At 65.2% G+C, this 24215-nt stretch carries 18 protein-coding genes; 8 read left to right on the forward strand and 10 right to left on the reverse strand.

Annotation, left to right across the window (positions count from 1 at the left end; genetic code table 11):
* The first annotated feature begins 84 nt into the window (after nt 1-84).
* From EAH73_RS11295 to acs, 5 genes are all read left to right on the forward strand, one after another.
* Complete coding sequence (locus EAH73_RS11295) at nt 85-1560, forward strand: MFS transporter (protein WP_140466601.1); 1476 nt, start codon at nt 85-87, stop codon at nt 1558-1560.
* 214 nt (nt 1561-1774) lie between these two features.
* Nucleotides 1775-1993: a hypothetical protein gene (locus EAH73_RS11300; protein WP_140466602.1), complete on the forward strand. Its 219-nt coding sequence runs from the start codon at nt 1775-1777 to the stop codon at nt 1991-1993.
* Between the two features lie 88 nt (nt 1994-2081).
* A complete protein-coding gene (locus EAH73_RS11305; RefSeq protein WP_140466603.1) occupies nt 2082-4859 on the forward strand; it encodes a sensor histidine kinase in 2778 nt (925 codons plus the stop codon).
* 60 nt (nt 4860-4919) lie between these two features.
* Nucleotides 4920-5300, forward strand: a complete 381-nt coding sequence (locus tag EAH73_RS11310) for a response regulator transcription factor (RefSeq protein WP_140466604.1) — start codon at nt 4920-4922, stop codon at nt 5298-5300.
* Between the two features lie 128 nt (nt 5301-5428).
* Nucleotides 5429-7339 (forward strand): acetate--CoA ligase, encoded by a 1911-nt coding sequence (gene acs / locus EAH73_RS11315; RefSeq protein WP_140466605.1) that lies wholly within the window; start codon nt 5429-5431, stop codon nt 7337-7339.
* Nucleotides 7340-7455: 116 nt separating this feature from the next.
* Here acs and EAH73_RS11320 read toward each other — a convergent pair whose 3' ends face one another.
* The 4 genes from EAH73_RS11320 to EAH73_RS11335 are packed head-to-tail and all read right to left on the reverse strand — an operon-like array spanning nt 7456 to nt 12036.
* A complete protein-coding gene (locus tag EAH73_RS11320) occupies nt 7456-8697 on the reverse strand; it encodes a sensor histidine kinase (protein WP_161599516.1) in 1242 nt (413 codons plus the stop codon).
* Between the two features lie 10 nt (nt 8698-8707).
* The gene (locus EAH73_RS11325; protein WP_140466607.1) at nt 8708-9154 is read right to left on the reverse strand and encodes a response regulator; all 447 of its coding nucleotides are present in this window, start codon (nt 9152-9154) and stop codon (nt 8708-8710) included.
* Nucleotides 9155-11461, reverse strand: a complete 2307-nt coding sequence (locus EAH73_RS11330; RefSeq protein WP_140466608.1) for an ATP-binding protein — start codon at nt 11459-11461, stop codon at nt 9155-9157.
* Nucleotides 11458-12036 carry a biliverdin-producing heme oxygenase gene (locus EAH73_RS11335; RefSeq protein ID WP_140466609.1) on the reverse strand — a complete coding sequence of 193 codons (579 nt, stop codon included), beginning with the start codon at nt 12034-12036 and terminating at the stop codon, nt 11458-11460. The genes EAH73_RS11330 and EAH73_RS11335 overlap by 4 nt, the downstream gene beginning before the upstream one ends.
* Before the next feature lie 401 nt (nt 12037-12437).
* Here EAH73_RS11335 and EAH73_RS11340 point away from each other — a divergent pair, with 401 nt between their 5' ends.
* From EAH73_RS11340 to EAH73_RS11350, 3 genes are all read left to right on the forward strand, one after another.
* Nucleotides 12438-15182, forward strand: coding sequence for a TonB-dependent receptor (locus tag EAH73_RS11340; RefSeq protein ID WP_161599517.1), 2745 nt, complete (start codon nt 12438-12440; stop codon nt 15180-15182).
* Nucleotides 15183-15248: 66 nt separating this feature from the next.
* Complete coding sequence (locus tag EAH73_RS11345; protein ID WP_140466611.1) at nt 15249-16655, forward strand: hypothetical protein; 1407 nt, start codon at nt 15249-15251, stop codon at nt 16653-16655.
* 39 nt (nt 16656-16694) lie between these two features.
* Complete coding sequence (locus EAH73_RS11350; protein ID WP_140466612.1) at nt 16695-17813, forward strand: phytase; 1119 nt, start codon at nt 16695-16697, stop codon at nt 17811-17813.
* A gap of 88 nt (nt 17814-17901) precedes the next feature.
* On the opposite strand, the gene EAH73_RS11355 is transcribed toward EAH73_RS11350, so the two are convergent.
* From EAH73_RS11355 to EAH73_RS11380, 6 genes are all read right to left on the reverse strand, one after another.
* Entirely contained in the window at nt 17902-18444 is a 543-nt protein-coding gene (locus tag EAH73_RS11355; RefSeq protein ID WP_140466613.1) for a hypothetical protein, read from the reverse strand.
* Between the two features lie 12 nt (nt 18445-18456).
* Nucleotides 18457-19611: a zinc-dependent alcohol dehydrogenase gene (locus tag EAH73_RS11360; RefSeq protein WP_140466614.1), complete on the reverse strand. Its 1155-nt coding sequence runs from the start codon at nt 19609-19611 to the stop codon at nt 18457-18459.
* 322 nt (nt 19612-19933) lie between these two features.
* Nucleotides 19934-20602 (reverse strand): sce7726 family protein, encoded by a 669-nt coding sequence (locus EAH73_RS11365; RefSeq protein WP_140466615.1) that lies wholly within the window; start codon nt 20600-20602, stop codon nt 19934-19936.
* Nucleotides 20599-22092 carry an exonuclease domain-containing protein gene (locus EAH73_RS11370; protein WP_140466616.1) on the reverse strand — a complete coding sequence of 498 codons (1494 nt, stop codon included), beginning with the start codon at nt 22090-22092 and terminating at the stop codon, nt 20599-20601. Before EAH73_RS11370 ends, EAH73_RS11365 begins: the two co-directional genes overlap by 4 nt.
* A gap of 162 nt (nt 22093-22254) precedes the next feature.
* Complete coding sequence (locus EAH73_RS11375; RefSeq protein WP_140466617.1) at nt 22255-22728, reverse strand: PA2169 family four-helix-bundle protein; 474 nt, start codon at nt 22726-22728, stop codon at nt 22255-22257.
* A gap of 91 nt (nt 22729-22819) precedes the next feature.
* On the reverse strand, nt 22820-24052 hold the full coding sequence (locus EAH73_RS11380) for an AI-2E family transporter (RefSeq protein ID WP_240047219.1): 1233 nt from the start codon (nt 24050-24052) through the stop codon (nt 22820-22822).
* Nucleotides 24053-24215: the final 163 nt, after the last annotated feature.

Here is a 24215-nt window from a genome sequence, read left to right on the forward strand (position 1 = left end):
CCCCGCGGGGCCCGGGGCCCCCAGTTGTCGTTGCCGGCGGTGCCGCCGCTCCCAGTCGTTTAACCCTTCTTCCCACCCAAGTTCATGGACCAAAGCTTAAACCCTGCCTACGCCGCCGACTCGGACGCGCCGGCGGCGCACGACAACAACCAAGTCGATTCGAAAACCATCTGGCAGGTCATCACGGCCTCCTCGGTGGGCACGGTCATCGAGTGGTACGATTTCTACATTTTCGGCTCGCTGGCGGCCATCATCGGGCCGGTGCTGTTTGGGCACGCAGGCAAAATTGAGGACTCGCTGCTGGGGGCCCTGGCCGTGTTCGGGGCGGGCTTCGTGGTGCGGCCGTTCGGGGCCATGTTCTTTGGCCGCCTCGGCGACATGATCGGGCGCAAGTACACGTTCCTGGTCACGCTGCTGATTATGGGCGGGGCCACGTTCGTCACGGGCCTCGTGCCGAGCTACGACACCATCGGCGTGGCCGCCCCCATCATCGTCGTGATTTTGCGCCTGCTGCAGGGCCTGGCCCTGGGCGGCGAGTACGGCGGCGCGGCCACCTACGTGGCCGAGTACGCCCCCGACAAGAAGCGCGGCTACTACACCAGCTTCATCCAGATTACGGCCACCGGGGGCCTCATCCTCAGCATTCTCATCATTGTGATTACCCGCAAAACGATGGGCGAAGCCGCCTTTAAGGAGTGGGGCTGGCGCCTGCCGTTCCTGCTCTCGGGCTTCCTGGTCATTGCCTCGTACTACATCCGCAAGAAGCTGCACGAGTCGCCGCTGTTTGCCAAGGCCAAGGCCACCGGCACCACCAGCAAAAGCCCCTTGCGCGACTCGTTTGCCAACCCTATCAACCGCCGCTTGGTGCTGATTGCGCTGTTTGGCGTGACGATGGGCCAGGGCGTGATTTTCTACACCTCGCAGTTCCACGCCTACTCGTTCATGAACAACACGCTCAAGCTCGACATCATCGACTCCAGTACCATTCTGGTGATTGCGATGGTGCTGGCTACGCCGCTGTTCATCTACTTCGGCTCGCTCTCCGACCGCATCGGGCGCAAGCGCATCATCATGACGGGCATGATTTGCGGGGCCCTGTTCACCATCCCGCTTTTCTATGGCATCAAGGCCTACGCCGGGCCCCTGTCGGAAATTACGCCCGCCACCGTGGACGCCGCCGGCAAGGCCGTGCCCGCCGTGATGAAGGCCCTGGCCCCCAACGTGTTCATGATGACGGTGCTCACCTTCCTGCTGGTGCTGTTCGTCACGATGGTGTACGGCCCCATCGCCGCCTACCTCGTCGAGCTCTTCCCGACCAGCGTGCGCTACACCTCGCTCTCGGTGCCGTACCACATTGGCAATGGGGTGTTTGGGGGCTTCGTGCCGCTCATCGCCACCTCCATCGGCGTGTGGGCCGCCGCGCAGCCGGCCGGCACCTTTGCCAAGGAGCACAGCAGCCTGCTGGGCCTGGTGTACCCCACGGTCATTGCCCTCATCTGCTTCTTCGTGGGCATGGCCCTGATGAAGGACACGCGCGACGTGAAGCTGATGGACAAGTAACGCCCGGTTTGCTTGGCTCGCCACTCCAAATCCGCCGGGCCCCGTGTCCGGCGGATTTTTTTATTCGCCCGGGGCCCCAAAATAGGGTTGCCAGTGGCCGGTTAGAAGTGGCTAGTTGCTGGCAATCAACCCGTCATGCTGACGAGTAGCCACCGATGCCGCCAGCCACCGCCGCCCCGGGGCCCTAAAATCGCCACTTCTTCGTTCGTTCCGCATGTCCCAACTGCCCCCCGGCGAACAGGCCGAGCAACGCCGCGGCCAGCGCCTGCTGTTCGTGGCCGTGCTGTTCGGCGCGCTGCTGAATTTCCCCCTGCTGGCCGTGTTCGACCGCGACGGCCGCGTGGCCGGCGTGCCCGTGCTCTACCTCTACGTGCTGCTGGTGTGGGTGTTGGCAGTAGCCACAACGGGGTACCTGGCCAGAAAGCAGGAGTGAGGCAGTGAATGAGCGCATCGGCGTAATTCCTGAGCCATCATTCGCCCATTCACTCATTCGCCAACTCACCCGTTTACCCATTCACCCCTTGAATAAGCTCCTTGTCGTTGGCTTTTCGTTTGGCTACTTGGCCTTGCTCTTCGGGGTGGCCTATGCGGCGGAGCGTCGGTCGGCGGCGCGCAAGAGCCTAGTGGCCAACCCCTACGTGTACGCCCTGAGCATGGCCGTGTACTGCACCGCCTGGACGTACTACGGCTCGGTGGGGCGGGCGGCGCACGCGGGGCTGAGCTTCGTGGGCATCTATGTGGGGCCCACGCTGCTGGCGCCGGTGTGGTGGCTGGTGCTGCGCAAAATCATCCGCGTCTGCCGCCAGCAGCGGCTCACCTCCATCGCCGACTTTATTTCGGCCCGCTACGGCAAAAACGCCGCCCTGGGGGCCCTGGTAACTGGGGTGTGCGTGCTGGGTGTGGTGCCTTACATCGCGCTGCAAATCAAGGGCATTGCCGCCTCGTTTGGGGTGCTCACGGGGAGCGGGGCGGGCGGGCCCACGGCCCTCTACACCACGGGGGCCCTGGCCGTGTTCACCATCCTGTTCGGGGTGCGCTCGGTGGAGGCCACCGAGCGCCACGAGGGCATGGTGCTGGCCGTGGCCGTGGAAAGCCTGGTCAAGCTGCTGGCCTTTTTGCTGATGGGGGCCTTCGTCACGTTCGGGCTCTTCCACGGCTTCGCCGACGTGTTTGACCAGGCCGCGGCGGTGCCGGCACTGCGGCAGCTCTTCACGCTGCGCGGGGCCGGCACGGGCCCCGCCGAGTGGGCCACGCTGCTCGTGCTGGGCATGTCGGCGGTGCTGCTGCTGCCGCGCCAGTTCCAGGTGGCGGTGGTAGAAAACGTGGACGAGGACCACCTGCGCAAGGCCATGTGGCTGTTCCCGCTCTACCTCATCGTCATCAACTTGCTGGTGCTGCCGGTGGCCTTCGGCGGCATGCTGCGCCTGGGCGGGCGCGGCTTCGACGCCGACACCTTTGTGCTGGCCCTGCCGCTGGCCGCTGGCCACCCGGGGCTGGCGCTGCTCACCTACCTGAGGGGCCTGTCGGCGGCCAGTGGCATGATCATCGTCGAAACCATTGCCCTGAGCGTGATGATCAGCAACCACTTGCTGATGCCGCTGCTGGTGCGCGTGCCCGCCGCGGGCCCTGCCCGCCCGGCCCGCTGGTTTGCCTACCTGGGCCGCGTGGCCCTCGAAAGCCGCCGCCTGGCCGTGGTGCTGGTGCTGCTGCTGGCCTACGCCTACTACGCCGCCGTGGGCCGCCAGCTGCCTTTGGTCAACACCGGCCTCGTGTCGTTTGCCGCCGTGGCGCAGTTTGTGCCCGCCGTGCTGGGGGCCCTGTACTGGAAGGGCGGCACCCGGCGCGGGGCCACCGCGGGCCTGCTGGCGGGCTTCGCGCTGTGGTTTTTTACGCTGGTGCTGCCCACGCTGGTGGGCCCCGGGCGGCTGCCGGCCAGCGTGCTTAGTGCGGGCGTGGGCGGCGTGGCCTGGCTGCGGCCCGAGGCCCTGTTCGGCCTCGAAGGGCTCGACCCGCTCTCGCACGGGCTGTTCTGGAGCTGGTTTTTCAACATCGGGCTCTACGTGGGGCTGTCGTTGGCCTGGGCCCCCACGGCCCTGGAGCGCCGCCAGGCCGACGTGTTCGTGGACGTGTTCAGCCGCCGTAGCCTGGCCGAGGAGGTGGCCGGCTGGCAGGGGCGCACCCCGCTGCCCGACGTGCGGGCCCTGCTGCTGGGCTTTTTGGGCAAGCGCCGCACCAACCAGGCCCTGCGCGCCTTCGCCACCCGCTTCCCCGACGCGCTGCCCGCGGCCGCCCCGGCCCCGGTGGTGTCGGGCCCGCCGCCGGGGCCCCAGTCCTTCGTGTCGGCCGATCCGCGCCTGCTCACCTACGCCGAGAAGCTGCTGGCCGGCACCCTGGGCCCGGCCTCGGCGCGGCTGCTGCTGGCCTCGGTGGCGGGGGCCGAGGAGATTAGCTACGACAACGTGGTGGGCATCCTCAAGGAGAGCCAGCAGCTGCTGGAGGCCAACCGCGAGCTGCAAAAGCAGCGCCGCCAGCTCCAGCGCCTCACCGACGAGCTGCGCCAGGCCTACGACCAGCTCCAGGCCCTCGACCAGCAAAAGGACGAGTTCCTCTACACCGTGACGCACGAGCTGCGCACGCCCCTCACCAGCATCCGGGCCCTGGCCGAAATCCTGGCCGACAACCCCGACCTGGACGCCGCCGAGCGCGCCAACTTCCAGCTCACCATCGGCCGCGAGGCCGAGCGCCTCACCCGCCTCATTTCGCTGGTGCTCGACCTCGAAAAGTACGAGAGCGGCCAGGCCACCCTGGCCCGGGGCCCCGTGGTGCTGGCCGCCGTGGTGGCCGATGCCGTGGCCGCCGTGCAGCAGCTGGCCCGCGCCCGCGGCATCGAGCTGCGCGTGGACGTGCCCGCCGCCCTGCCCACCCTGCCCGCCGACCGCGACCGCCTCATGCAAGTGCTCATCAACCTGCTCTCCAACGCCGTGAAGGCCTGCCCGCCCGGCGGCCGGGGCCGCATCGCGGTGCTGGCCTGGCCCGCCGCCGACGCCCTGCTGCTGTGCGTGGAAGACAACGGCAAGGGCATTTCGCCCGCCGAGCACCACCTCATCTTCGACAAGTTTTTCCAGGCCCAGCACCAGGCCCTGCGCAAGCCCGAGGGCTCGGGCCTGGGCCTGGCCATCACCCGCAAAATTGTGGAGCTGCACCAGGGCCGCATCTGGGTCGAGAGCGCCTTGGACCGCGGGGCCCGCTTCTTCGTCGAGCTGCCGCTCTCAGCCAAGCCCCCCGCCGGTGGCTTTTAGCCCCTGGCTCCGTCCCATTCCCCGCCCAAGTTACCGGCTACCAGCTAACGGCTACCAGCTATGAAAACGCCCCACATCCTCATCGTCGACGACGAGCCCAACATCGTCATGTCGCTCGAATTTTTGATGCGCAAAAACGGCTACCAGGTCGGCATTGCCCGCAACGGCACCGAGGCCCTGGCCGCCATCGCCGAAACGCCCTTCGACCTGGTGCTGCTCGACGTGATGATGCCCGACGTGGACGGCTACCAGGTGTGCCGGCAGCTGCGCCAGCGCCCCGACCGCGCCGCCACCAAAGTGGTGTTCCTTTCGGCCAAAAGCCGCGACGCCGACGTGCAAAAAGGCTACGACGTGGGCGCCGACCTCTACGTGCCCAAGCCCTTTAGTACCCGCCAGCTGATGGAAAAAGTGCGCGAGCTGCTGGCCATCGGCCCGCCATAGCAAGGCCAGCAGAAAAACCCGCCCAATAGAAAAACCGGCCGGCCGCTTTTAGGGCCCCTGGGGGCCCCGGGGCAAGGCAGTGTGCCGCTAATTCGTTCTTTTGTCATTCTCACTTCTCACCCGTTCTCATGCACACCCGCATCCGCACCCTCGAAGAGTACCACGCCGATTACCAGCAGTCCATCGAAGACCCCGACGCCTTTTGGGCCGAAGCGGCCGAGCCCTTCACCTGGCGCAAGAAGTGGGACACCGTGCGCAGCGGCGAGTTTTCGCCGGCCGGCGAAAGCCGCTGGTTCGACGGGGCCACCCTCAACCTCACCGAAAACTGCCTCGACCGCCACCTCGAGCTGCGCGCCAACAAGCTGGCCATCATCTTCGAGCCCAACGACCCCAAAACCCGCCACTCCCGCCTCACCTACCGCGAGCTGCACGAGCAGGTGTGCCAGTTTGCCAACGTGCTGAAAAAGAACGGTGTGGCCAAGGGCGACCGGGTGGTGCTCTACATGCCCATGATTCCGCAGCTGGCCATTGCCGTGCTGGCCTGCGCCCGCATCGGGGCGGTGCACGGGGTCATCTTCGCCGGCTTTTCGGCCTCGGCCATTGCCGACCGCATCAACGACGCCGACGCCACCTTCGTGCTCACGGCCGACGGCCTGAACCGCGGGGCCAAGCAAATCCCCGTCAAGAGCGTGGTGGACGAGGCCCTCGAAACCTGCCCCAGCGTGCGGCGCGTCATCGTGGTGGAGCACACCGGCTGGCCCGTGCAGTGGCACCAAGGGCGCGACGTGTGGTACCACGACGAGGTGCAGGACGTGGAAAAGGACTGCCCGGCCGAAGCAATGGCCGCCGAAGACCCCCTTTTCATCCTCTACACCAGCGGCAGCACCGGCAAGCCCAAGGGCGTGGTGCACACCCAGGCCGGCTACATGGTGTGGGCCGATTACACCTTCCGCAACGTGTTTCAGGTGGAGGAAAACGACGTGTACTGGTGCACCGCCGACATTGGCTGGGTGACGGGCCACACCTACGGCCTGTACGGGCCCCTGCTGGCCGGCAGTACCACGCTGCTGTTTGAGGGCGTGCCCACGTTCCCGTCGCCGGGCCGCTTCTGGGAAGTGATTGACAAGCACCACGTGAGCATTTTCTACACCGCGCCCACGGCCATCCGCAGCCTCATGGCCCACTCCCTCGACCACGTGCTGGCCTATTCGCTCAGCAGCCTGCGCGTGCTGGGCTCGGTGGGCGAGCCCATCAACGAGGAGGCCTGGCACTGGTACAACCAGCACGTGGGCAAGGGCCGTTGCCCCATTGTGGACACGTGGTGGCAGACGGAAACCGGCGGCATCATGATTTCGGCCCTGGCCGGCATCACGCCCAGCGTGCCCGCCCGCGCCGGCCTGCCAATGCCCGGCGTGCAGCCCGTGCTGCTCAACCAGGACGGCTCCGAAATTGAGGGCAACGACCAGGAGGGCTACCTGGCCATCAAGGGCAGCTGGCCGGGCGTCATACGCACCACCTGGGGCGACCACGAGCGCGCCCGCCAAACCTACTTCACGCCGTACCCAGGCTACTACTTCACCGGCGACGGGGCCCGGCGCGACGAAAAAGGCCTCTACCGCATCATCGGCCGCGTCGATGATGTGATCAACGTGAGCGGGCACCGCTTCGGCACGGCCGAAATTGAGAACGCCATCAACCAGAGCGACTACGTGGTGGAAAGCGCCGTGGTAGGCTACCCGCACGACGTGAAGGGCCAGGGCATCTACGCCTACGTCATCTGCAAAAACGGCGTGCCTACCACCGACATCGAGCTGCAAAAAGCCGAGGCCAGCATCGTCGAGGCCGTGGTTGCCGCCATCGGCCGCATCGCCAAGCCCGACAAAATCCAGCTCGTGAGCGGCCTGCCCAAAACCCGCTCCGGCAAAATCATGCGCCGCATCCTGCGCAAAGTGGCCGAGGGCGAAACCACCAACTTGGGCGACGTCACGACCCTGCTCGAACCGCTGGTGGTGGACGAAATCCTGGCCGGTCGCAAGTAGGCGGGGCCCCGGGATGCGTCTCTATACGCAATAGGCCCCATATTCATCGATTAAAAAAAAAGCCCCGCCAGCACAAGCTGGCGGGGCTTTTTTAGGGCCCTGGGGGCCCCGGCGGGCTACGCCGGCCCTTGCAAATACAGCCGAAACGTGGTGCCTTGGCCCACCTGGCTGGTGGCTTCGATGCGGCCGCCCTGGGCCTGCACCAGGCGGTTGACGAGGAACAGGCCCACGCCCGTGCCGGAGGCCGCCTGCGGGTGGAAGCGGCGGAAAAGCTGAAACAGCTCGGCCCCGTGGCGGGCCAGGTCGATGCCCAGGCCGTTGTCCTGCACCTCCAGCACGGGCTGGCCGGCGGCCCAGGCCGTGCGCAGCCACACCTGCGGGGCCCGCTCGGGGTGGCAGTACTTGAGGGCGTTGGCCAGCAGGTTGAGCAAAATGGTGCGCAGGCTGCTGCGCACGTAGGGCAGCTCGGGCAGGGCCCCAAAATCGGCGTGCACCTGGGCGTGCGCGGCCTGCACCTGGGGCCCCAGGGTGGCCAGCACCTCGGCCAGTACCTCGGCCATGGCCACCGGCTCGGGGTCGGGGCGGCTGCCGAGCACGCGCTCAGCCTGCACGGCGGCGGCCAGGTCGGTGATGGTGGCGCTTAAGTCGAGCAGCGAGGCATCGACCAGGCGTAGCACCTGGGCCTCGTCGGGGTCGTGGAAGGTGGCGCTGCGGCGCAGCTCCTCAAAGAGCCCGCGCAGGTTGGTCACCGGCTGCTTGAGGTCGTGCGAGGCCGCGTACACGAAGTTGTCGAGGTCGCGGTTGGAGCGGGCCAGCTCGGCGTTGGTGGCGGCCAGCTCGGCGTTGGCGGCCACGAGTTGGGCGTTTTTGCGGCTGATTTCCTGGCGCGTTTCCGTCAGCGCGTCCAGCGAGTCGCGCAGCTGCTGGTTCACGGTGCGCAGCTCGCCGTGGTAGCGGGCCACGTACTGGCGCCACTCGTTTTTCTCGATGGCGTGGAGCACCGTTTTGGCCAGCAGAGCGGGGTCGAACCGCTGCTTCACCAGGTAATCCAGGGCCCCGGTATTAAGGGCGCGCACGGCCAGCGTTTCGTTGCCGCCGCCGGTAATCATCACCACGCACAGGCTTTCGGGCGGGGCCAGCCGCAGCAACTCGGCCAGCACGTCGAGGCCGTCGGCGTCGGGCAGGTTGTAGTCGAGCAGCACGCAATCGGGGCGGTGGGCCAAGAACTGCGCTTGGGCTTCGGCGCTGGTGCTGGCCTCGCTAAACGCTAGCCGCTCGGCGCCAAAGTGCTTGCTCAGGTACCGCTTATACAACTCCCGGTCCTGCTCATTGTCGTCAACGAGTAAGATTTTCTTCACTACCCCAAATTTATAACAGGCGCGGCAACTCCGATGATTCAAGCCAATACTGGATGGTAATCCTGATTTTTTCCTCCAGGGCCGCGTACTCAATGGGCTTGGTGAGGTAGCTGTTGGCCCCCAGTTGGTAGCAGTCGTCGATGTCGGTGGCGCTGGTGGACGTGCTGAACACGATGACCGGAATGTAGCTCAGCCGCGGGTCGGTTTTCATCACCTCTAGCACGGCGCGGCCGTCGGTGCCGGGCATGTTCAGGTCGAGCAGCACGATGGAGGGCAGCACCTGGGGCCAGCCCACGGCCTTGCCGTAGCCCAGCAGGTAATCGAGGGCCTGGTCGCCGTCTTCGCAGCGCAGCACCGGGTTTTGCAGCGCGTGCTTGCGGAAGGCGCGGCCCAGGGCCGTGAAATCCTCGGCGCTGTCTTCCACCACGAGTACCGGTTTTAGGGGCGTATAGGTCACTTATATATTCTTTGAAAGAGTAAAGTAGAATGTGGCGCCGTGGCCCAGGGCCGACTCCACCCACAGCTGGCCGCCGTGCTTTTCAACCATTTTTTTGGCAATGGCCAGGCCCGCGCCCGTACCTCCGCCGTACTTGTCCTGGCCGTGCAGGCGCTTGAACAGCTTGAAGATGCTGCCGTGGTGCTTGGCGTCGATGCCGATGCCGTTGTCGCGTACGTAGAATAAATAATAATGGTCGAGGTTGACGGCCGCCGCGGGTTCGCCGGGCGCGGCGGGGCCCTGGCCCACGGTCACGGTTTTGGTGGGCTGGTTGTTGTACTTCATGGCGTTGCTGAGCAGGTTGCCGAACACCTCCAGCAGCCGCACCCGGTCGCCGCGCACGGTGGGCCAGGGGGCCCCGGCCACCACCAGTTCGGTGTGGGTTTGCTCGAAGCGCGGGCGCAGCAAGTCGGTGGCTTCGGCCAGCACCTCGCCGGCGTCCAGGTCCACCACCACCAGGTCGGTGCGGCCCACCTGCGAGAGCTCGAACAGCGAGCTGATGAGGCCTTCCATGCGCTGGCTCAGGCGCACCAGCGTTTGGAGCTTGTGCACGCCGTCGGCGTCGAGCTGATCGGCGTAGTCTTCCAGCAAAAACAGCGCGTAGTTGTGGATGCCCCGCAGCGGTTCCTTGAGGTCGTGCGAGGCCACGTAGGCAAACGAGTCCAGCTCGTCGTTGCTGCGCTCCAGGGCCGTGTTGAGGGCGCTCAGGCTCTGGGCGCGGGCCTGCAGCTCGTTGAAGGCTTTGAGCTGCAAGTCGGCCACGTGCTGGCGAATTTCGCGGGCGGCGGCCAGCTCCAGGGGCAGCCAGGGCACGGCGGTGTGCTCCACCAGCTGCTTCCAGGCCTCGAACGACTGGCGCGGGGAGAGGAAAATCTGGCCATCGGCGAGCAGTTGGGGCTTGTCGTTGCGGCCGGCCCAGGTCACGGTTTGCACCACTTCAGGCCGGAACCAGAGCAGGTAATGACCGGGCGCATCGGCCAGGGCCGCGGCGATGAGGCCGCTGGCCGTGGCCCGCAGCGCCGGGGCCCCCGCCGGGTAGTGGGCGGCCAGCGAATCGGTGTGGAACAGGGGCCCCGGCGCGTTGTCCGCCAGCCACGCCAGCAGCTCGCGCACCGCCGCTTCGGGGGGCGTATCGCCCAGCAAGTGCACCTCATCGCCGAAGCACACGGCCGCCCCGCCGCAGTCGAATACCTCCTGAATGGTGGGGCCCGGCTGGGCCAGGGCCCCCACAAAATCGTCGGCCCGGGTCACGTGTTCCAGCAGTTGCGCCAGCTGCTCGCGCACCTGTAGCTGGTAGGCGTGCTGGTCGGCGCGCACCTTGCCGGCGAGCAAGGCCGAAAACGTTTTGCCGATGAACTGGCACAGCTCGCGCAGCTCGAAGCCCACGAGCCGGGGCGTGCGGTGGTGGCAGGTGAGCATGCCCCACAGCTTACCGTCGTCGATGAGCGAAACGGTCATGGTGGCGGCTGAGCCCAGGTGGTGCAGGTATTCGAGGTGGATGGGCGAGACGCTGCGCAGCACGGCGTAGGTCATGTCGGGCGGCCGGCCGGTGGCGGGGTTGCGCACGGGCACCAGCGGCACCGGCTGGTAGGCCGCGTCGGGAATGAAGCGGAGCCAGTTTTTGAGGTACATGGCCCGCGCCTGCTGCGGAATGTCGGAGGCCGGGTAGTGCAGGCCCAGCCAGGGGGCCAGGCCGGCGGCAATGTCCTCGGCAATGATTTCGCCGCTCTCGTCGGGTGCAAACCGGTAGATGGCCACCCGGTCGAAGCCCGTGACGGCGCGCACCTGCGCCACGGCGTGCTGGCAAAACTCGCGCACCGTAGGCGCGGCCAGCATCTGGCCCAAGGCCGCGTTCAGGAAAGCCAGGTCGAGGGGCGTGGCGTCGGTTTCGGCCACCGGCTCAAATTCCACCCACAGCAGGCCGTCGTAGCGGTGCATGATGAGCTTGTAGTACGGCTGGCCGGCCACGGCCTCCAGCCGGGCCCCCAGCAGCTGGGCCGTTTCGGTGAGCGTGCCCAGGCGGCCCGCCACCTCGGCCAGCCGGGCGGGGCCCAGCAGCTGGTCCAGGCCGCCGCCCAGCAGGCTTTCGGCGGGCAGGCCCAACAGGGCCCCGGTATTAGCGCTGGCGTGCACAATCAGCTGGGTGGTGGGGTCGAGGCACAGCAGAAAGCCGTAGGGCTGAATGGCCCCCGGAATGTGGATCGGCTCCCGGTCGCAGTTGGTAAGGGTGACGGAGTCGGCCAGGAAATCGTTGTCGGTCAGGCTCATGGTTGGTTCAGCCAGGCGTCGAGGTGGTGAAAGGCGCGGCTGGCGGCGGCCACCACCTCGTCGGGGCCCGCGGCCGGGGCGGCCTCGGCCAGCTGCTGGCAAAAGGCCTTCCACAGGGGCCCCGTGCGCTCGGCGTAGCCCGTGAAGTAGTGGCGCAGCGGAATGCCGGCCTTGGCCAGCTGCCGCGCAATGACCTGCCCGCCCAGCGTCGAGCCCTCCATCACGTACATGGTGCCCAGCAGCTGGGCGCGGGTGCGCAGCGGCGGCATGGCCGGGCACAGCGGCGGGGTAGGGGCCCCGGGCGTTTCGGGCAAATCTTCCAGGATGAGGTGGGCGCGGAACCGCTCGGCCAGGGCCCAGTCGGGCGAGAAATCGGCGGCGTGGGCGCGCAGGGCCGTTTCGTAGGGCTGGAGGAAGCCGTACATCTTGGCCAAAAACTGCGCCGTGCCGGCCGCTGTGGGGGCTCCGGCCGCCAGGGACTGGTTAAAGGCGTGCTGCTCCAGGGCGTCGTGGTAGGGGCGGGTTTCGTTGCGCAGCCGCAGCAGGATGGCCGGCGTTTCGGAGGGGTGAGGCAAGGCGAGGGGCAGTGGGTAGGAGAACCGCGGAAGTTAAGACGCAAAGAACGGTTTTAGCGCCCGCAACCGCGCCAGGGCCCCCGGCGGAGCCCCACACGGTTGCCCCGTTTCGGCAACGAGTGCCCGGCTATTTTCCCCAATAAATACGGTTGATTCTGGGGCCCAAACTTTCGGCCTGGCGGCGGCATAACGCAGGCGTAATATGAAGTTTATGCGTTCCAAGTTAATTAATTAATATATTGATTATCAATAATTTGTATTAATTGATTATGGAATTAATAATTGATTTTGTAGGAGAATAGATTGCTGGTAATTTTTTGATAATGCGGGCTGCTTGGCGCCGGGGGGGAGCAGGGGGGAGTTTTGCACCGGCAAAGCAATTACCCTCCTTCCCGCATTTGATGAATCGACTGTACGCCCTGCTAATTTGCTTGCTCACGTTGCCGCTGGCGGTGCTGGGCGGCACCATAAAAGGCCGCGTGACGGACGCCCGCACCGGCGAGCCGCTGGTGGGCACCACGGTGTACTTGCGCGGCACCGGCCACAGCGACCAGGCCCAGCTCGACGGCACCTTCACCATCCGCAACGTGGCGGCGGGCGAGTACGAGCTCATTGGCCAGCTGATGACTTACGAGCCGCATAGCCAGCGCATTACCCTCACCAGCGCCCAGCCCGACCAGGTGCTAAACCTGCGGCTGCGCGACAAAAACCAGGCCCTGGCCGAGGTGACCGTGCAAGGCCACCGCGACCCCGAGGGCGAGGTGGCGGCCCGCCGCATCGAGCAGGTGGCCCCCAGCATCGTGAACGTGGTGTCGGCCCAGGCCATCCAAACCTCGCCCGACATCCAGGTGGCCAACGTGTTGCAGCGCGTGTCGGGCGTGACCCTGGAGCGCAGCACCAACGGCGACGGCCGCTACGCCATCGTGCGGGGCATGGACAAGCGCTACAACTACACGCTGGTCAACGGCATCAAGATTCCCAGCCCCGACCCGTACAACCGCTACGTGCCGCTCGATATTTTTCCGGCCGACCTGCTCCAGCGACTCGAAGTAACCAAGGCCCTGACGCCCAGCATGGAAGGCGACGCCATCGGCGGGGTGGTGAACCTGGTGATGAAGGACGCGCCCGCCGAGCGCACCCTCAGCGGGCAGCTGGGCACGGGCTACGGCCAGCTGTTTGCGGACCGCTCGTTCCTGGGTTTCGGCCGGGGGCAGGTGAACATGAAGTCGCCTGCCGAGCGCAACGGGAGCGGCTACCAGGCCACGCCCGCCGACTTCCCGTGGGTGAACTACACCCGCAAAGCCGCGCGGCCCAACCTGCTCGGCAACCTCACCTTCGGCAGCCGCTACGGCAAGGCGCAGCGCCTGGGCGTGCTGCTGGCCGGCTCGTACCAGGCCCAAACGCGCGGCTCGAACGGCTATTTCTACGAAACGGGCATCACCCAAGACAACCAGCCCGCTCTGCGCACGCTGCACGTGCAGCAGTACTCCACGGCGCAGCAACGCCTGGGCCTGAACGCCAAGCTCGACTACCGCCTCAACGCCCGCAACACGCTGCGCTTCTACGGCGTGTACCTGCAACTCGACGAGGCCCAGGCCCGCGCCGAAACCGACACCACCTACAAGGGCACCGCCCGCCCCGACGTGGACCGCCTGTTGCGCAACCGCTACCAGCGCCAGGGCATCGCCAACGCCACCCTGCAGGGCGAGCACCAGCTGGCCCCGCGCCTGGCCGTCACCTGGTCATTAGTGTACTCGCGGGCCACCAACAACGTGCCCGACGTGGTGGAGCAGGACCTGAAACTGACGGCGTCGGGCAACTACTACCAGAACGCCACCCGCACCTGGCTCGACAACACCGACCAGGATAAAGCCGCTTATTTGAACCTGAAGTACACGCTGCTCGAAGGGCTGGACGTGTCGGCCGGGGCCCTGTACCGCGACAAGGACCGCACCAACCACTACCTGGCGTACTCGCTGCGCCCCTCGGGCCAACCGGCTACGAATGAGCAGGATATCAACTCCGAAGCCTACACGGTGTTCAACCCGCTGGGCATTTACGTGGGCAACAACAACTACACGGCCGCCGAGAAAGTGACGGCCACCTACGGCCAGGCGCGCTTCGTGCGGGGCCCCTGGGAGGTGCTGGGCGGCGTGCGCACCGAGTACACCGACCAGTCGTACATCACCAGCCTGCCCGCCACCGAAGCCGCCAACCGCGGCGGCCAAAAGTACCTCGACGTGCTGCCCAGCCTGCACCTGCGCTACGCCCTGGACGGGCGCCAGAACCTGCGCGCTTCGTACTTCTCCAGCATCAGCCGCCCCAGCTTTTTCGAGCTAACGCCCCACAACAACGCGGGCAGCGTGAGCGAGAGCAACGTGTACGCCGAGGCCGGCAACCCCTACCTGCTGCACACCCAGGCCCAAAACTTGGACCTGCGCTACGAATTCTTCGGCGCCGGCAACGACCAGGTGATGCTGGGGGCCTTCTACAAAAACATCAAAAACCCGATTGAGTACGGCCTCGTGACGCTGCCCAGCAGCACCGTGACGGTGTACCAGCCCATCAACCCCGGCACGGGCGCGGCCACCAACTTCGGCTTCGAGTGGGTGGGGGTGAAGTACTTGGGCAACTTCGGGCTGTCCACCAACTACACCTTCACCCAGTCGGCCATCACCACCGACAAGGGCCGCAGCGCCACCGCCGAGGATACCCGCGTCAGCGTGGCCCAAAAGCGCCCCTTGCAAGGCCAGTCCAAGCACGTGGCCAACGCCTCGCTGCTCTACAAAAACCCGCGCAGCGGCTTCGACGTGCAACTGGCCTACGTGTACACCGGCGCGCGCATTGTGCAGGTGGGCCAGTTCCTCGGCCTCGACTACTGGCAGCGGGCGCAGTCGCAGCTTGACTTTTCAGCCGAAAAACGGCTGACCAAGTCTGACAAGCGCTTCGGCCTGACGGCCTACGTGAAGGTGCAGAACCTGCTCAATACGCCCTACCAAGTGGACATCCTGGCCGCTGGGGCCCCCGGCGTGCTCGGCACCCCGGCCGTGGCCAACTACCCCTACCAAGAGCGCGCCGACCGCGTGAGCGTCGTCAACCAAACCTACCGCGCCTACTACCTGGCTGGCCTGCGCTTCCGCCTCTAGGGCCCCCGGCGCAAGCGCTCCGCACGGCAGCCTTTGGCCGCTTTTAACCCTGTATCTATCCTGATTATGCTTTTCTCTACTTCTTTGTTCCGTGCGGCCGCGGCTACGTGCCTGCTGGGTGCCGGGGCCCTATTTTCGGCGTGCGAGGACGTGATTTACGTGGCCGCGCCCGTAACGTCGGTGGGCCAGGCCTTCACCGGCGACACGCTGCGCAGCCCCATTAAGGGCACCATTGCGGGCCGGGCCGCCCCGTACTACATGGTGGGCGACGTGACCGTGAACGACGGCGACACGCTGCTGCTGCAAGCGGGCGTGAAGATTTTGGTGATTGGCAAGCCCAAGTCCACCGGCACGTTTGGGCAGGCCACCAACAACCCGGGCTTCGTGGTGAACGGCGCCCTGCTGAGCTTGGGCACTAAAGAAGCGCCGGTGGTGATGACCATCCGCGACAACCTCAAAGGCGACCCCAACGCCGTGGTGAGCGCCGCCACCGACCCCGCCTTTAAGGGCTACTGGGGCGGCATCAACGCCGACGGCGCCTCGCTGCTGGTGCTGCGCTGGACGGAAATCGGCTACGTCGGGGGGCCCTACGGCGCCAACGCGCCCACCGGCTACGCCGCCGGCGACCCCAAATACGGCATCTCAATGCTGGCCAAAAAAGCCACCGCCCAGCTCGTGGTGGAGGACTGCTACCTGCACGGCTCCGTCGACGACTTCATGCGGCTGCAAAGCTGCAAGTTTAGCCTGATGCGCAACCGCTTCGAGAAAATGGGCAAGGCCGGCGGCGAGGGCGTGAACGTGAAGGCCGGCTGCCGCGGCGACATCGCCTACAACACCTTTGTGGGCGGGGCCACCAACGGCTCGAAGGTGGCCTCGGTGGCCGCCGCGCCCGTGCAGGCCACCGTGAACACGTACAACAACACCTACCTCAACTGCGGCTACCGCCAGACTAAGGCCGGCCGCGGCGGCTCCATCAACTACGAGGTGCAGGCCGCCGGCCTGGTGTATAATAACTTGATTGTCAACTGCCGCTTCGGTCTGCGTATGCGCTCCGACGACCTGCCCGACCTCAGCAAAATCAAGTACAACAACCAGGAATACTATGGCGCCACCACCTTTCAGGTGGCCGAGTTCAACGCTGCCACGGCCGGCTCCGTAACCACCAACCAGCCCAACGACACCCGCGGTGCCGCCGGGGCCCTCGACCCCAAGTTTCAGGCCGCCGACCTGGCCACGGCCGCCGGCACCACGGCCGCCCCGAGCACTGCCATGCAGTGGACCAACTTCCTGAAGGCCCCCGGGGCCCTGCGGCTGCTGGCCAATTCGCCGGCTTTGGGCCGGGGCTTCACCACGTTTTCGCCCGTGAATGCCGTGAGTGGCCTGCGCGTCGGGGGCCTGTTCACGCCCACCGTCAGCGCGCCCGGTTCCGACGCCGGGGCCTACCAGGCCGACGGCACCGGCAACCAGCAATAATTTCGCTTACCGGGCCGCCCGGCTCGTTCCGCTTCCCCGATGCCCGTTTCTGCTAATTTTCGATTCCCGGCCGTGGCCGGTTTGCTGGCCGCCGCGGCTTTGCTGGGCACCCAGTGCCACCAATCCGTGTCGGGCGTGCTGGGCACGCCGGTGGGGGCCCTAAATACGGGCCCCGGCGTGGTGCAGCCGGTGGTCGTCACCAGCCCCGTGCGCTACGACACCGACGACCCCGCCATTTGGGTGAAACCCGCCGACCCCGCCCAAAGCCTGGTCATCGGCACCGACAAAGCTTCCGACGGGGGCCTGTACGTGTTTGATTTGCAGGGCAAAGAAGTGCCGGGCAAAACCGTGCACGGCCTGAAGCGCCCCAACAACGTGGACATCGGCTACGGCTTAAAGCTGGGCGGCCGCCCCACCGACTTCGCCCTCGTGACGGAGCGCGAAACTGGCTTGCTACGCGCCTTCCGCCTGCCCGACATGCAGCCCCTCGACCACGGCAACCTGGCCGTGTTCGCCGGTGCCGGCATTGGCGACCGCATGCCGATGGGCGTGGCCATCTACACCCGCCCGGCCGACGGGGCCCAATTTGCCGTGGTGGGCCGCAAAACGGGGCCCCGGGAGGGCTACCTGGCCCAGTACCGGCTGGCCGACGACGGCACCGGCCAGCTGCAAATGACGCTTGTGCGCCAGTTCGGTACTTGGAGCGGCAAGAAGGAAATCGAGTCCATCGCCGTCGACAACGAGCTGGGCTTCATCTACTACTCCGACGAGGGCGTGGGCGTGCGCAAGTACTACGCCGACCCCGCCCGGGGCAACCAGGAGTTGGCCCTGTTCGCCCGCACCGGCTTTGCCGAAGACCACGAGGGCATCTCCATTTACAAAACAGGGGCCCTAACGGGCTACCTCCTAGTGTCGGACCAAGGGGCCAGCCAGTTCCGCTTCTTCCCCCGCCAGGGCACCCCCGCCGACCCCAACGCCCACCCCGAGCTACGCGCTGTGAAGGTGGCCGCCCACTTCAGCGACGGCTCCGACGTGACCAACGTGCCGCTGAATCCGCAGTTTCCGCACGGAATGTTCGTGGCCATGTCCGACAACAAAACCTTCCACTACTACCGCTGGGAGGACATGCTGGGCCCCGACCTGAAAGCTGTGCAGTAGCCCGCCCGGGGCCCCAGGAACAGCAAAAAGCCCGACCGGTATAATACCAGTCGGGCTTTTTATTAACGCATCGCCAACGGGCAAGCGCTTACAAATCTTGGTAGCGCCGCTGCTTCTTGGAGCGCTTGTTCTTGTTCTTGCCTTTGCCGCTGAACAAAACGATGGTGCCGGCCGTGAGCAGGGAGATGGTGGCCAAGCGGGTAAAAAACCCCGAGCGGTTGTATTTCCAGTCCATTTTGGCGCCGCGCTCGGCAAAAATGTTGGGCACGTGGCCGTGCGCGAGGTCGTCCAATACGCCCTCTATCATGTCCACCCGGTCGGCCAGAATCATGGGCAGCCAGTGCTTGTACTGGTTCTCGCTGTACTTGTAAGCCTGGCGGCGGATCAGGCCGCTCAAACCGCGGGGCGGCTCCGGCGTGCCAAACACGGCCGATACATTGGGCCGCTCAATTGACTTTAGTACCTCTTCGTCCACGTGTTGCAGCGTGGGGCGGTGCTTGCTATCGGGGTCCTCGCCCACGTTCATGCGGTGGCGCATGGGGTAGGTAGGGTCGTTTTTGGGGTCGGCATCAATGCCCCAGCCCTTGATCTGCTTCGGGTCGATGGGGGTATTTATGGCGTTATCTTTCATGAGAGTCAAGGGTTACTGGTTGGCAGTAGGAGGCATGAGCACGGTTTTGATGCAGTTGTCCAGCTTGTCGGAGAACATGCGGTAGCCGTCGGCCACTTCTTCCAACGGCATACGGTGCGTAATCAGCCCTTTGGGATTGATAATGCCGTTCTGCACGTGCTCAATCAGGCGCGGCAGCAAGCGCTTCACCGATGTTTGGTTGCCCCGGATGGTCAGGCCCTTATTCATGGCGTTGCCGATGGGAATCAGGTTGTCGGTCGGCCCGTACACGCCCACAATCGACACGATGCCACCTTTTTTCACCGAGTTGATGGCCCAGTGCAGGGCCGTGGCCGAGCCGGCTTGCAGCAATAGCTTGCGACCGGTGATGGTTTGCAGGGTATTGCCGGCGGCTTCGGCCCCCACGGCGTCAATCACGCAGTCAGCGCCCATCCAGTCGGTAATCTTCTTAATGAACACCACCGGGTCACCTATTTCCTGGAAGTTGTACGCCTCGCAATACGAGTAATTGCGGGCAAACTCGAGGCGGTAATCCTCTTTGTCGAGGATGATGACCCGGCCTGCGCCGAACAGCCAGGCGCAGCGCGCGGCCATGATGCCGATGGGGCCGGCCCCGAACACCACCACCGTATCGCCGGTCTGGATGCCCGCCATTTCGGCGCCCTGGTAGCCCGTGGGCACCACGTCGGTGAGCAGTACGGCGTCGTCGAGGTCCATATCGGGCGGGATGATGACCGGGCCCACGTTGGCGTAGGGCACGCGGGCGTACTCTGCCTGGCCGCCATCGAAGCCGCCGGCCGTGTGCGAGTAGCCGAAAATGGCACCGACTGCCGTAGCCTCGGTATTGGACTCGTGGCAGTTGCCGAACATGCCCTGGCGGCAGAAGTGGCACTCGCCGCAGGCAATGTTAAACGGTACAATTACCCGGTCGCCCACCTTCACCTTAGTGACGTCCGGGCCGATTTCCACGATTTCGCCCACAAATTCGTGTCCGAAGGTGGAGCCCACGCGGGTGTCGGGAATGTTGCCGTTGTAGAGGTGCAGGTCGGAGCCGCAGATGCAGGCGCGCAGCACGCGCACAATGGCATCCTGGGGATGCTTGATTTCCGGCATGGGTTTCTGCACGGCGCGGACCCGCTTGGGGCCCCGGTATTCCATTGCTAACATAAAAAAAACTTCTGGAAAGGAAGGAAGGCAGCTACTGCCGCGCCAGGCATTTCCCCAGGAAACTCGCGTCCGCCCAGCCCCTGGAGAAGCCCTTCGCACGGCTGGCTGACTTGTTAATACTGAACTGCATACCCAAGGTTTCAGTAACCTTTTGCCTCGAAACTACAACAAGGTTGAGCTTATAAATTGCTTGTAATGAATAAGCTATAATTTAATAACTTGGTGCAGCTAAGGCCCAGGTTTAGTACTGAGAATAATAATTCGCGTTTTCGCAGAATTATCATTCCGACCGGATAAATTGGTTACTCATGGGGCCCCTGTATCACTTAACAGGCGGCGCCTGGCCGCCCGCGGGCTTGGCTTTTTTAGCGGGTTTGGCGCCCGGTTTGGCCTTGCGCTTGGGCCGCCGCTGCCGGATGGCCGCCAGCCGGTCGCGCTCCACCTTGCGCTCGGCGCGGGCCAGCAGGCGCTGGGGCAGGCGGGCCATCAGCCGGTCGCGCACGTACTGGGCCAGGCGCGCCAGCGGGATGCGGTTGTTGGTGCGCAGCAGGTGGGCAATGTCGCGGCCCCGCAGCGTGCTCACGCCCGTCAGGCCCAGGGCCAGCAGGAACTGCTTCACCTCTTCGAGCAGGAGCAGGGCGGCGATGGGGGCCCGCTCCACGGTGGCGTTGTAGGCGGCCGGGCGGTGCGGGCGCAGGCCGTCCGCGTCGGCTACCAGCACGCCCACCCACTCGGGCAGCAGCGGCAGCAGCTTGGGTAGGTGCTTCTCCGTGACGACGAACGTGACGAAATCGTAGGCTGCGGCGTAGCAGCGCAACTGGTTGGGCACGCGCTGCAAGGTGTCGTGGTCGCCCTTCACCTCGTAGCCGTGCATGAAGTGCTCAGTGATGTGCACCACGTCGGCGCGGGTGCTGCCGGTGGGCAGCTCGTCCACGTACACGCCGTCCGTCAGCCGCGGGTAGAGCAGGGCCCTAATTGCCGGGTCGTTCACGCAAACACCTTCACCTTCTCGCCCTTGTGCTTGGTGCGCAAGTACTGGCGGATGATCTGTTGGGTGTCCTTGTTGTCGGTGTACAACTTGATGACGTCGCGGAAGTCCCCGATTTTGCGGGCCGTGAAGGTTTCGTCCACGTAGGCGAAGCCCAGGTAGCGGCCGTTTTCGACCAGCACCACGGTCTTTTCCAACTCGGTGCGGCCCGCGCCAATCACCACGAACGACTGGTGCTCGTAGGTGATGCTGTCGATGGCTTCCTCTACACGGGCGTTATAGGCCTCGGGCGCTTCCTCGCCCACGCAAGCCCCCAGGCAGCGGTGCACCTGGTAGTCGAAGCAGGCGCCGGGCGTTTTATAGAGGCCGCACAGCTTCTGGCACAGGTTGTACTTGGCCACTTTATGGTACAGAAAGCCTTGCGCCTTATACTGGTTGCCAAGCGCAATGATGGGAATTTCGGCGTTGCGGGCGTCGGCGCGGCCGTAGAGCAGGCGCTTGTAGCCTTGCTCGTCCACGCGCAGATAGATGCCTGCCGGGAACACCGAGCGCCGCTGGGCCCGGTTGTAGGCCGGTTTGAGCTGCTTTATCAAGTGCGACTCATACAGCAGCGCCACCAGCTCGGAGCCGGTCAGTTCCCAGGTAATGTCGGCGATGGAATTCTTGAACTCCAGGCTCTTGCGCGACTTTACGTCCACGGCGAAGTGCTGCTGGATGCGCTTGTAGATGTTGATGCTCTTGCCCACGTAAATCACCTCGCCGGCCTCGTTGTGGAAGTAGTACACGCCGGTGGCCTGGGGCAGGGCGGCCACCATTTCGGGGCTGATGAGCGGGGGCAGCAGCGCGGTTTTGATGGCCTGCTGCACGGCGGATACGCGCTTGGCCGAGGGCGCCTTGGGGGCCCCGGCGCCCTCGGGCCGGCGGCCGGCGGGGGCCAGCGCGTCTACCTGAGCCAGCGTGTCGGCGGTGGGGGCCCCCGGGGCCCCGGCTTCGCTCTCCTGGGTGATGCCGAGCAGGCGGCCGAAGAGCAGGGCCGTAGCGTGGGCGTCGCCGGCGGCGCGGTGGCGGCCGTTCAGCGGGATGCCGATGTTTTGGCACAGCTTGCCCAGGCTGTAGCTGGGCTGGCCCGGAATGAGGCTGCGCGAGAGCCGCACGGTGCACAGCGTTTTGCGCTGGTAGTTGTAGCCCAGGTCGGCAAATTCCTTTTTCAAAAAGGAGTAATCGAACCGCACGTTGTGGGCCACGAACACGCAGCCCTCGGTGATTTCGACTACTTTGCGCGCCACCTCGTGGAACTTGGGCGCGTCGCGCACCATGTCGTTGGTGATGCCCGTGAGCTGGGTGATGAACGGCGGAATGCTGCGCCCGGGGTTGAGCAGGGTGGCGTACTCATCGATGATCTTTTCGCCGTCGTGGATGTACACGGCAATCTCGGTGATGCGGTCCTGGGCCGGCTGGCCACCGGTGGTTTCTAAATCGACAATGGCGTACAAGGGCAGCGGAAAATAGCGAGCGGGAGATTGGGCTAACAAATTTAGCCACCCGGAAGGTTGCAACCCACCCCGGCCGGGGCCCCACAAAAAAAGGAGCGACCCAAGGGCCGCTCCTTTTTTAGGATAACGCAAGCGGATAGCGACCACTATGGCCGCGTTGGCTTAGTTGTTCGTGGTGTGGGCCGTGAGCCAGGTTTTGGCTTCCTGCACTTTGGTGTGCTGCTGCTGGAGCACGCTCTTTACGTCGGCGGGCAGGTCTTGGGCGGCTAGGGCCGTCTCGTAACCTTTCAGGGCCGTTGCTTCGCCAGTAGCGGCGGCTTCGAGCACGGCCGAATCATCCTGGCCGGTGAAAGCCGATTTGATGTTGATCCAACCGCGGTGCACAGCGGCGGCAGCGTCGGTGGCTACGCTCTCAATGGTGTTCGAGTCCGAAGCGTCGATGCCGTACTGCTGGGCGTAGCGCTCCAGGTCGGAGGCGAAGCCGGCGCGCTGCTGCGAGTACTCGCTGAGCTGCGATTTCAGGTCGGCGCTTTTTACTTCTTCAGCGGCTTCCTGGTATCCTTTGGTCGACGTGCGGTTGAGGTTCAGCAGGTCGGTGAGGGCGCGGGCGGTGGTGTCGGTGAGCGTGCTAGCCATGATAAAGTCAAGTTGAAAGTGAGAGTGGAAAGAAGCACTGGGCTTGTGCTGGGGTTTACGGGGCCCCCGGCGTGGGGTTGCGCCCGGGGCCCTACGCCGGCCTCAATTTGTGCCAGGTGCGCATAAAAAATCCTTCTTTGGCCGTCGTTTTGGACGATTTCAACTCCTCGCCGTCGCTCACGTCGCCCAGCAAAAAGCCCCAGGGCTCCGTGCTCCGGTTGGCATCGAACACCACCTTGAGCACGGCCACCAGCGGGATGCTGAGGATCATGCCCGGCGTGCCCCACAGCTCGCCGCCCAGGATGAGGACGATGATGGCCGCCATCGGGTTGATGCTCACCTTCGAGCCCGTCACCATCGGCGTGATGAAGTTGCCTTCCAGAAATTGCACGAACATGAACACCCCCACCACGCCCAGCGCCTTGGTGGGCGAACCTGTATCGACGAGCGTGACCAGGGCCGGAATAGCCGAGCCCACCAGGATGCCGATGTACGGGATGATGGCCAGCACCGAGGCGAAAATGGCGAAGAACACGGCGAATTTCACCCCCAGCAGCAGCAGGCCGATGGAGTTCAGCACCGACACAATCACAATCACCGTGAGCAGGCCCTGGATGTAGGCCTGCACCACCACCTGGATGTTGTCCATGGTGTGCAGCACGCTGGTGCGGTTGTCGGGCTTCACGAAGCGGAACAGGAACTGCCGCATATGGTCGCGGTAGTACAGAAAGCAGAAAATGTAAATCGGCACGAGCGTCGTTACGCTCAGCACGCCGGCCGTGGTGCTGAGCGTGGAGCCCAGGTAGCCGCCGGCCGACGACTTGAAGGACTCCATGCCAGAGTCGATGAGCTCGTCTTTGCTGACGGGCTGGTAGCCAAATTTGTGGCTGGCCCACTGCTGGGCCATGTCGAAGTACTCCACGGCGCGCTCTTGCAGCTTGGGCAGCTCGTCGCGCAAGCTCACAATCTGCGAGCCAAACAGGTAAAACATCCCGACCAGCGCCGCAATGACTATGAGCAGCGCAAAAATGATGGCCCAGATGCGCGAAAACTTCCAGCGCTCGAACCGCGTGACGATGGGCAGCAGCAGCACCGAAAGCAGCGCTGCGAACAGAATGGGCAGCAAGATGCCGTCGAGCTTGTGCAGCACGTACACCAGCAGCGAAAGCCCGATGAGCACGAACGTGTAGTGTGCGGCCCCCGACTGTTTCACCGACGCCGGCGCATGGTGCTGCATGGGCGAGGGCAAGTTGTGGGGCGTGTTGAGGTTGTTGGGCGGCGGCATGACGCGCGGCGCGCCCTTGGGCGTAGCGGTGGGTTGCATAAGTTGGGGAATGAAGTAGGGGTGGAGCCGGGGCCCCGGCGAACCTGGGGGCCCCGGCCGGGGTTATGAAACTGGCTAACCAGGTTGGCGGTGGCGGCTAAGCTGCCTGGCAGGGCCCCCGGCGGCTGGCCGGGGTTTTGTGCGTTATTTTACCTGGCAATTG

The sequence above is a fragment of the Hymenobacter nivis genome (genome assembly GCF_006439025.1).
In the GTDB taxonomy this organism is placed as follows: domain Bacteria; phylum Bacteroidota; class Bacteroidia; order Cytophagales; family Hymenobacteraceae; genus Hymenobacter; species Hymenobacter nivis_A.

What these genes read in the sequence shown, in the direction of transcription:
- EAH73_RS11310 (WP_140466604.1), top strand. Translation starts at nt 4,920, where the DNA reads ATGAAAACGCCCCACATCCTCATCGTCGACGACGAGCCCAACATCGTC.
- EAH73_RS11330 (WP_140466608.1), bottom strand. Translation starts at nt 11,461, where the DNA reads ATGAGCCTGACCGACAACGATTTCCTGGCCGACTCCGTCACCCTTACC.
- EAH73_RS11360 (WP_140466614.1), bottom strand. Translation starts at nt 19,611, where the DNA reads ATGTTAGCAATGGAATACCGGGGCCCCAAGCGGGTCCGCGCCGTGCAG.
- EAH73_RS11350 (WP_140466612.1), top strand. Translation starts at nt 16,695, where the DNA reads ATGCCCGTTTCTGCTAATTTTCGATTCCCGGCCGTGGCCGGTTTGCTG.
- EAH73_RS11355 (WP_140466613.1), bottom strand. Translation starts at nt 18,444, where the DNA reads ATGAAAGATAACGCCATAAATACCCCCATCGACCCGAAGCAGATCAAG.
- EAH73_RS11295 (WP_140466601.1), top strand. Translation starts at nt 85, where the DNA reads ATGGACCAAAGCTTAAACCCTGCCTACGCCGCCGACTCGGACGCGCCG.
- EAH73_RS11340 (WP_161599517.1), top strand. Translation starts at nt 12,438, where the DNA reads ATGAATCGACTGTACGCCCTGCTAATTTGCTTGCTCACGTTGCCGCTG.
- EAH73_RS11380 (WP_240047219.1), bottom strand. Translation starts at nt 24,052, where the DNA reads ATGCAACCCACCGCTACGCCCAAGGGCGCGCCGCGCGTCATGCCGCCG.
- EAH73_RS11375 (WP_140466617.1), bottom strand. Translation starts at nt 22,728, where the DNA reads ATGGCTAGCACGCTCACCGACACCACCGCCCGCGCCCTCACCGACCTG.
- acs (WP_140466605.1), top strand. Translation starts at nt 5,429, where the DNA reads ATGCACACCCGCATCCGCACCCTCGAAGAGTACCACGCCGATTACCAG.
- EAH73_RS11345 (WP_140466611.1), top strand. Translation starts at nt 15,249, where the DNA reads ATGCTTTTCTCTACTTCTTTGTTCCGTGCGGCCGCGGCTACGTGCCTG.
- EAH73_RS11300 (WP_140466602.1), top strand. Translation starts at nt 1,775, where the DNA reads ATGTCCCAACTGCCCCCCGGCGAACAGGCCGAGCAACGCCGCGGCCAG.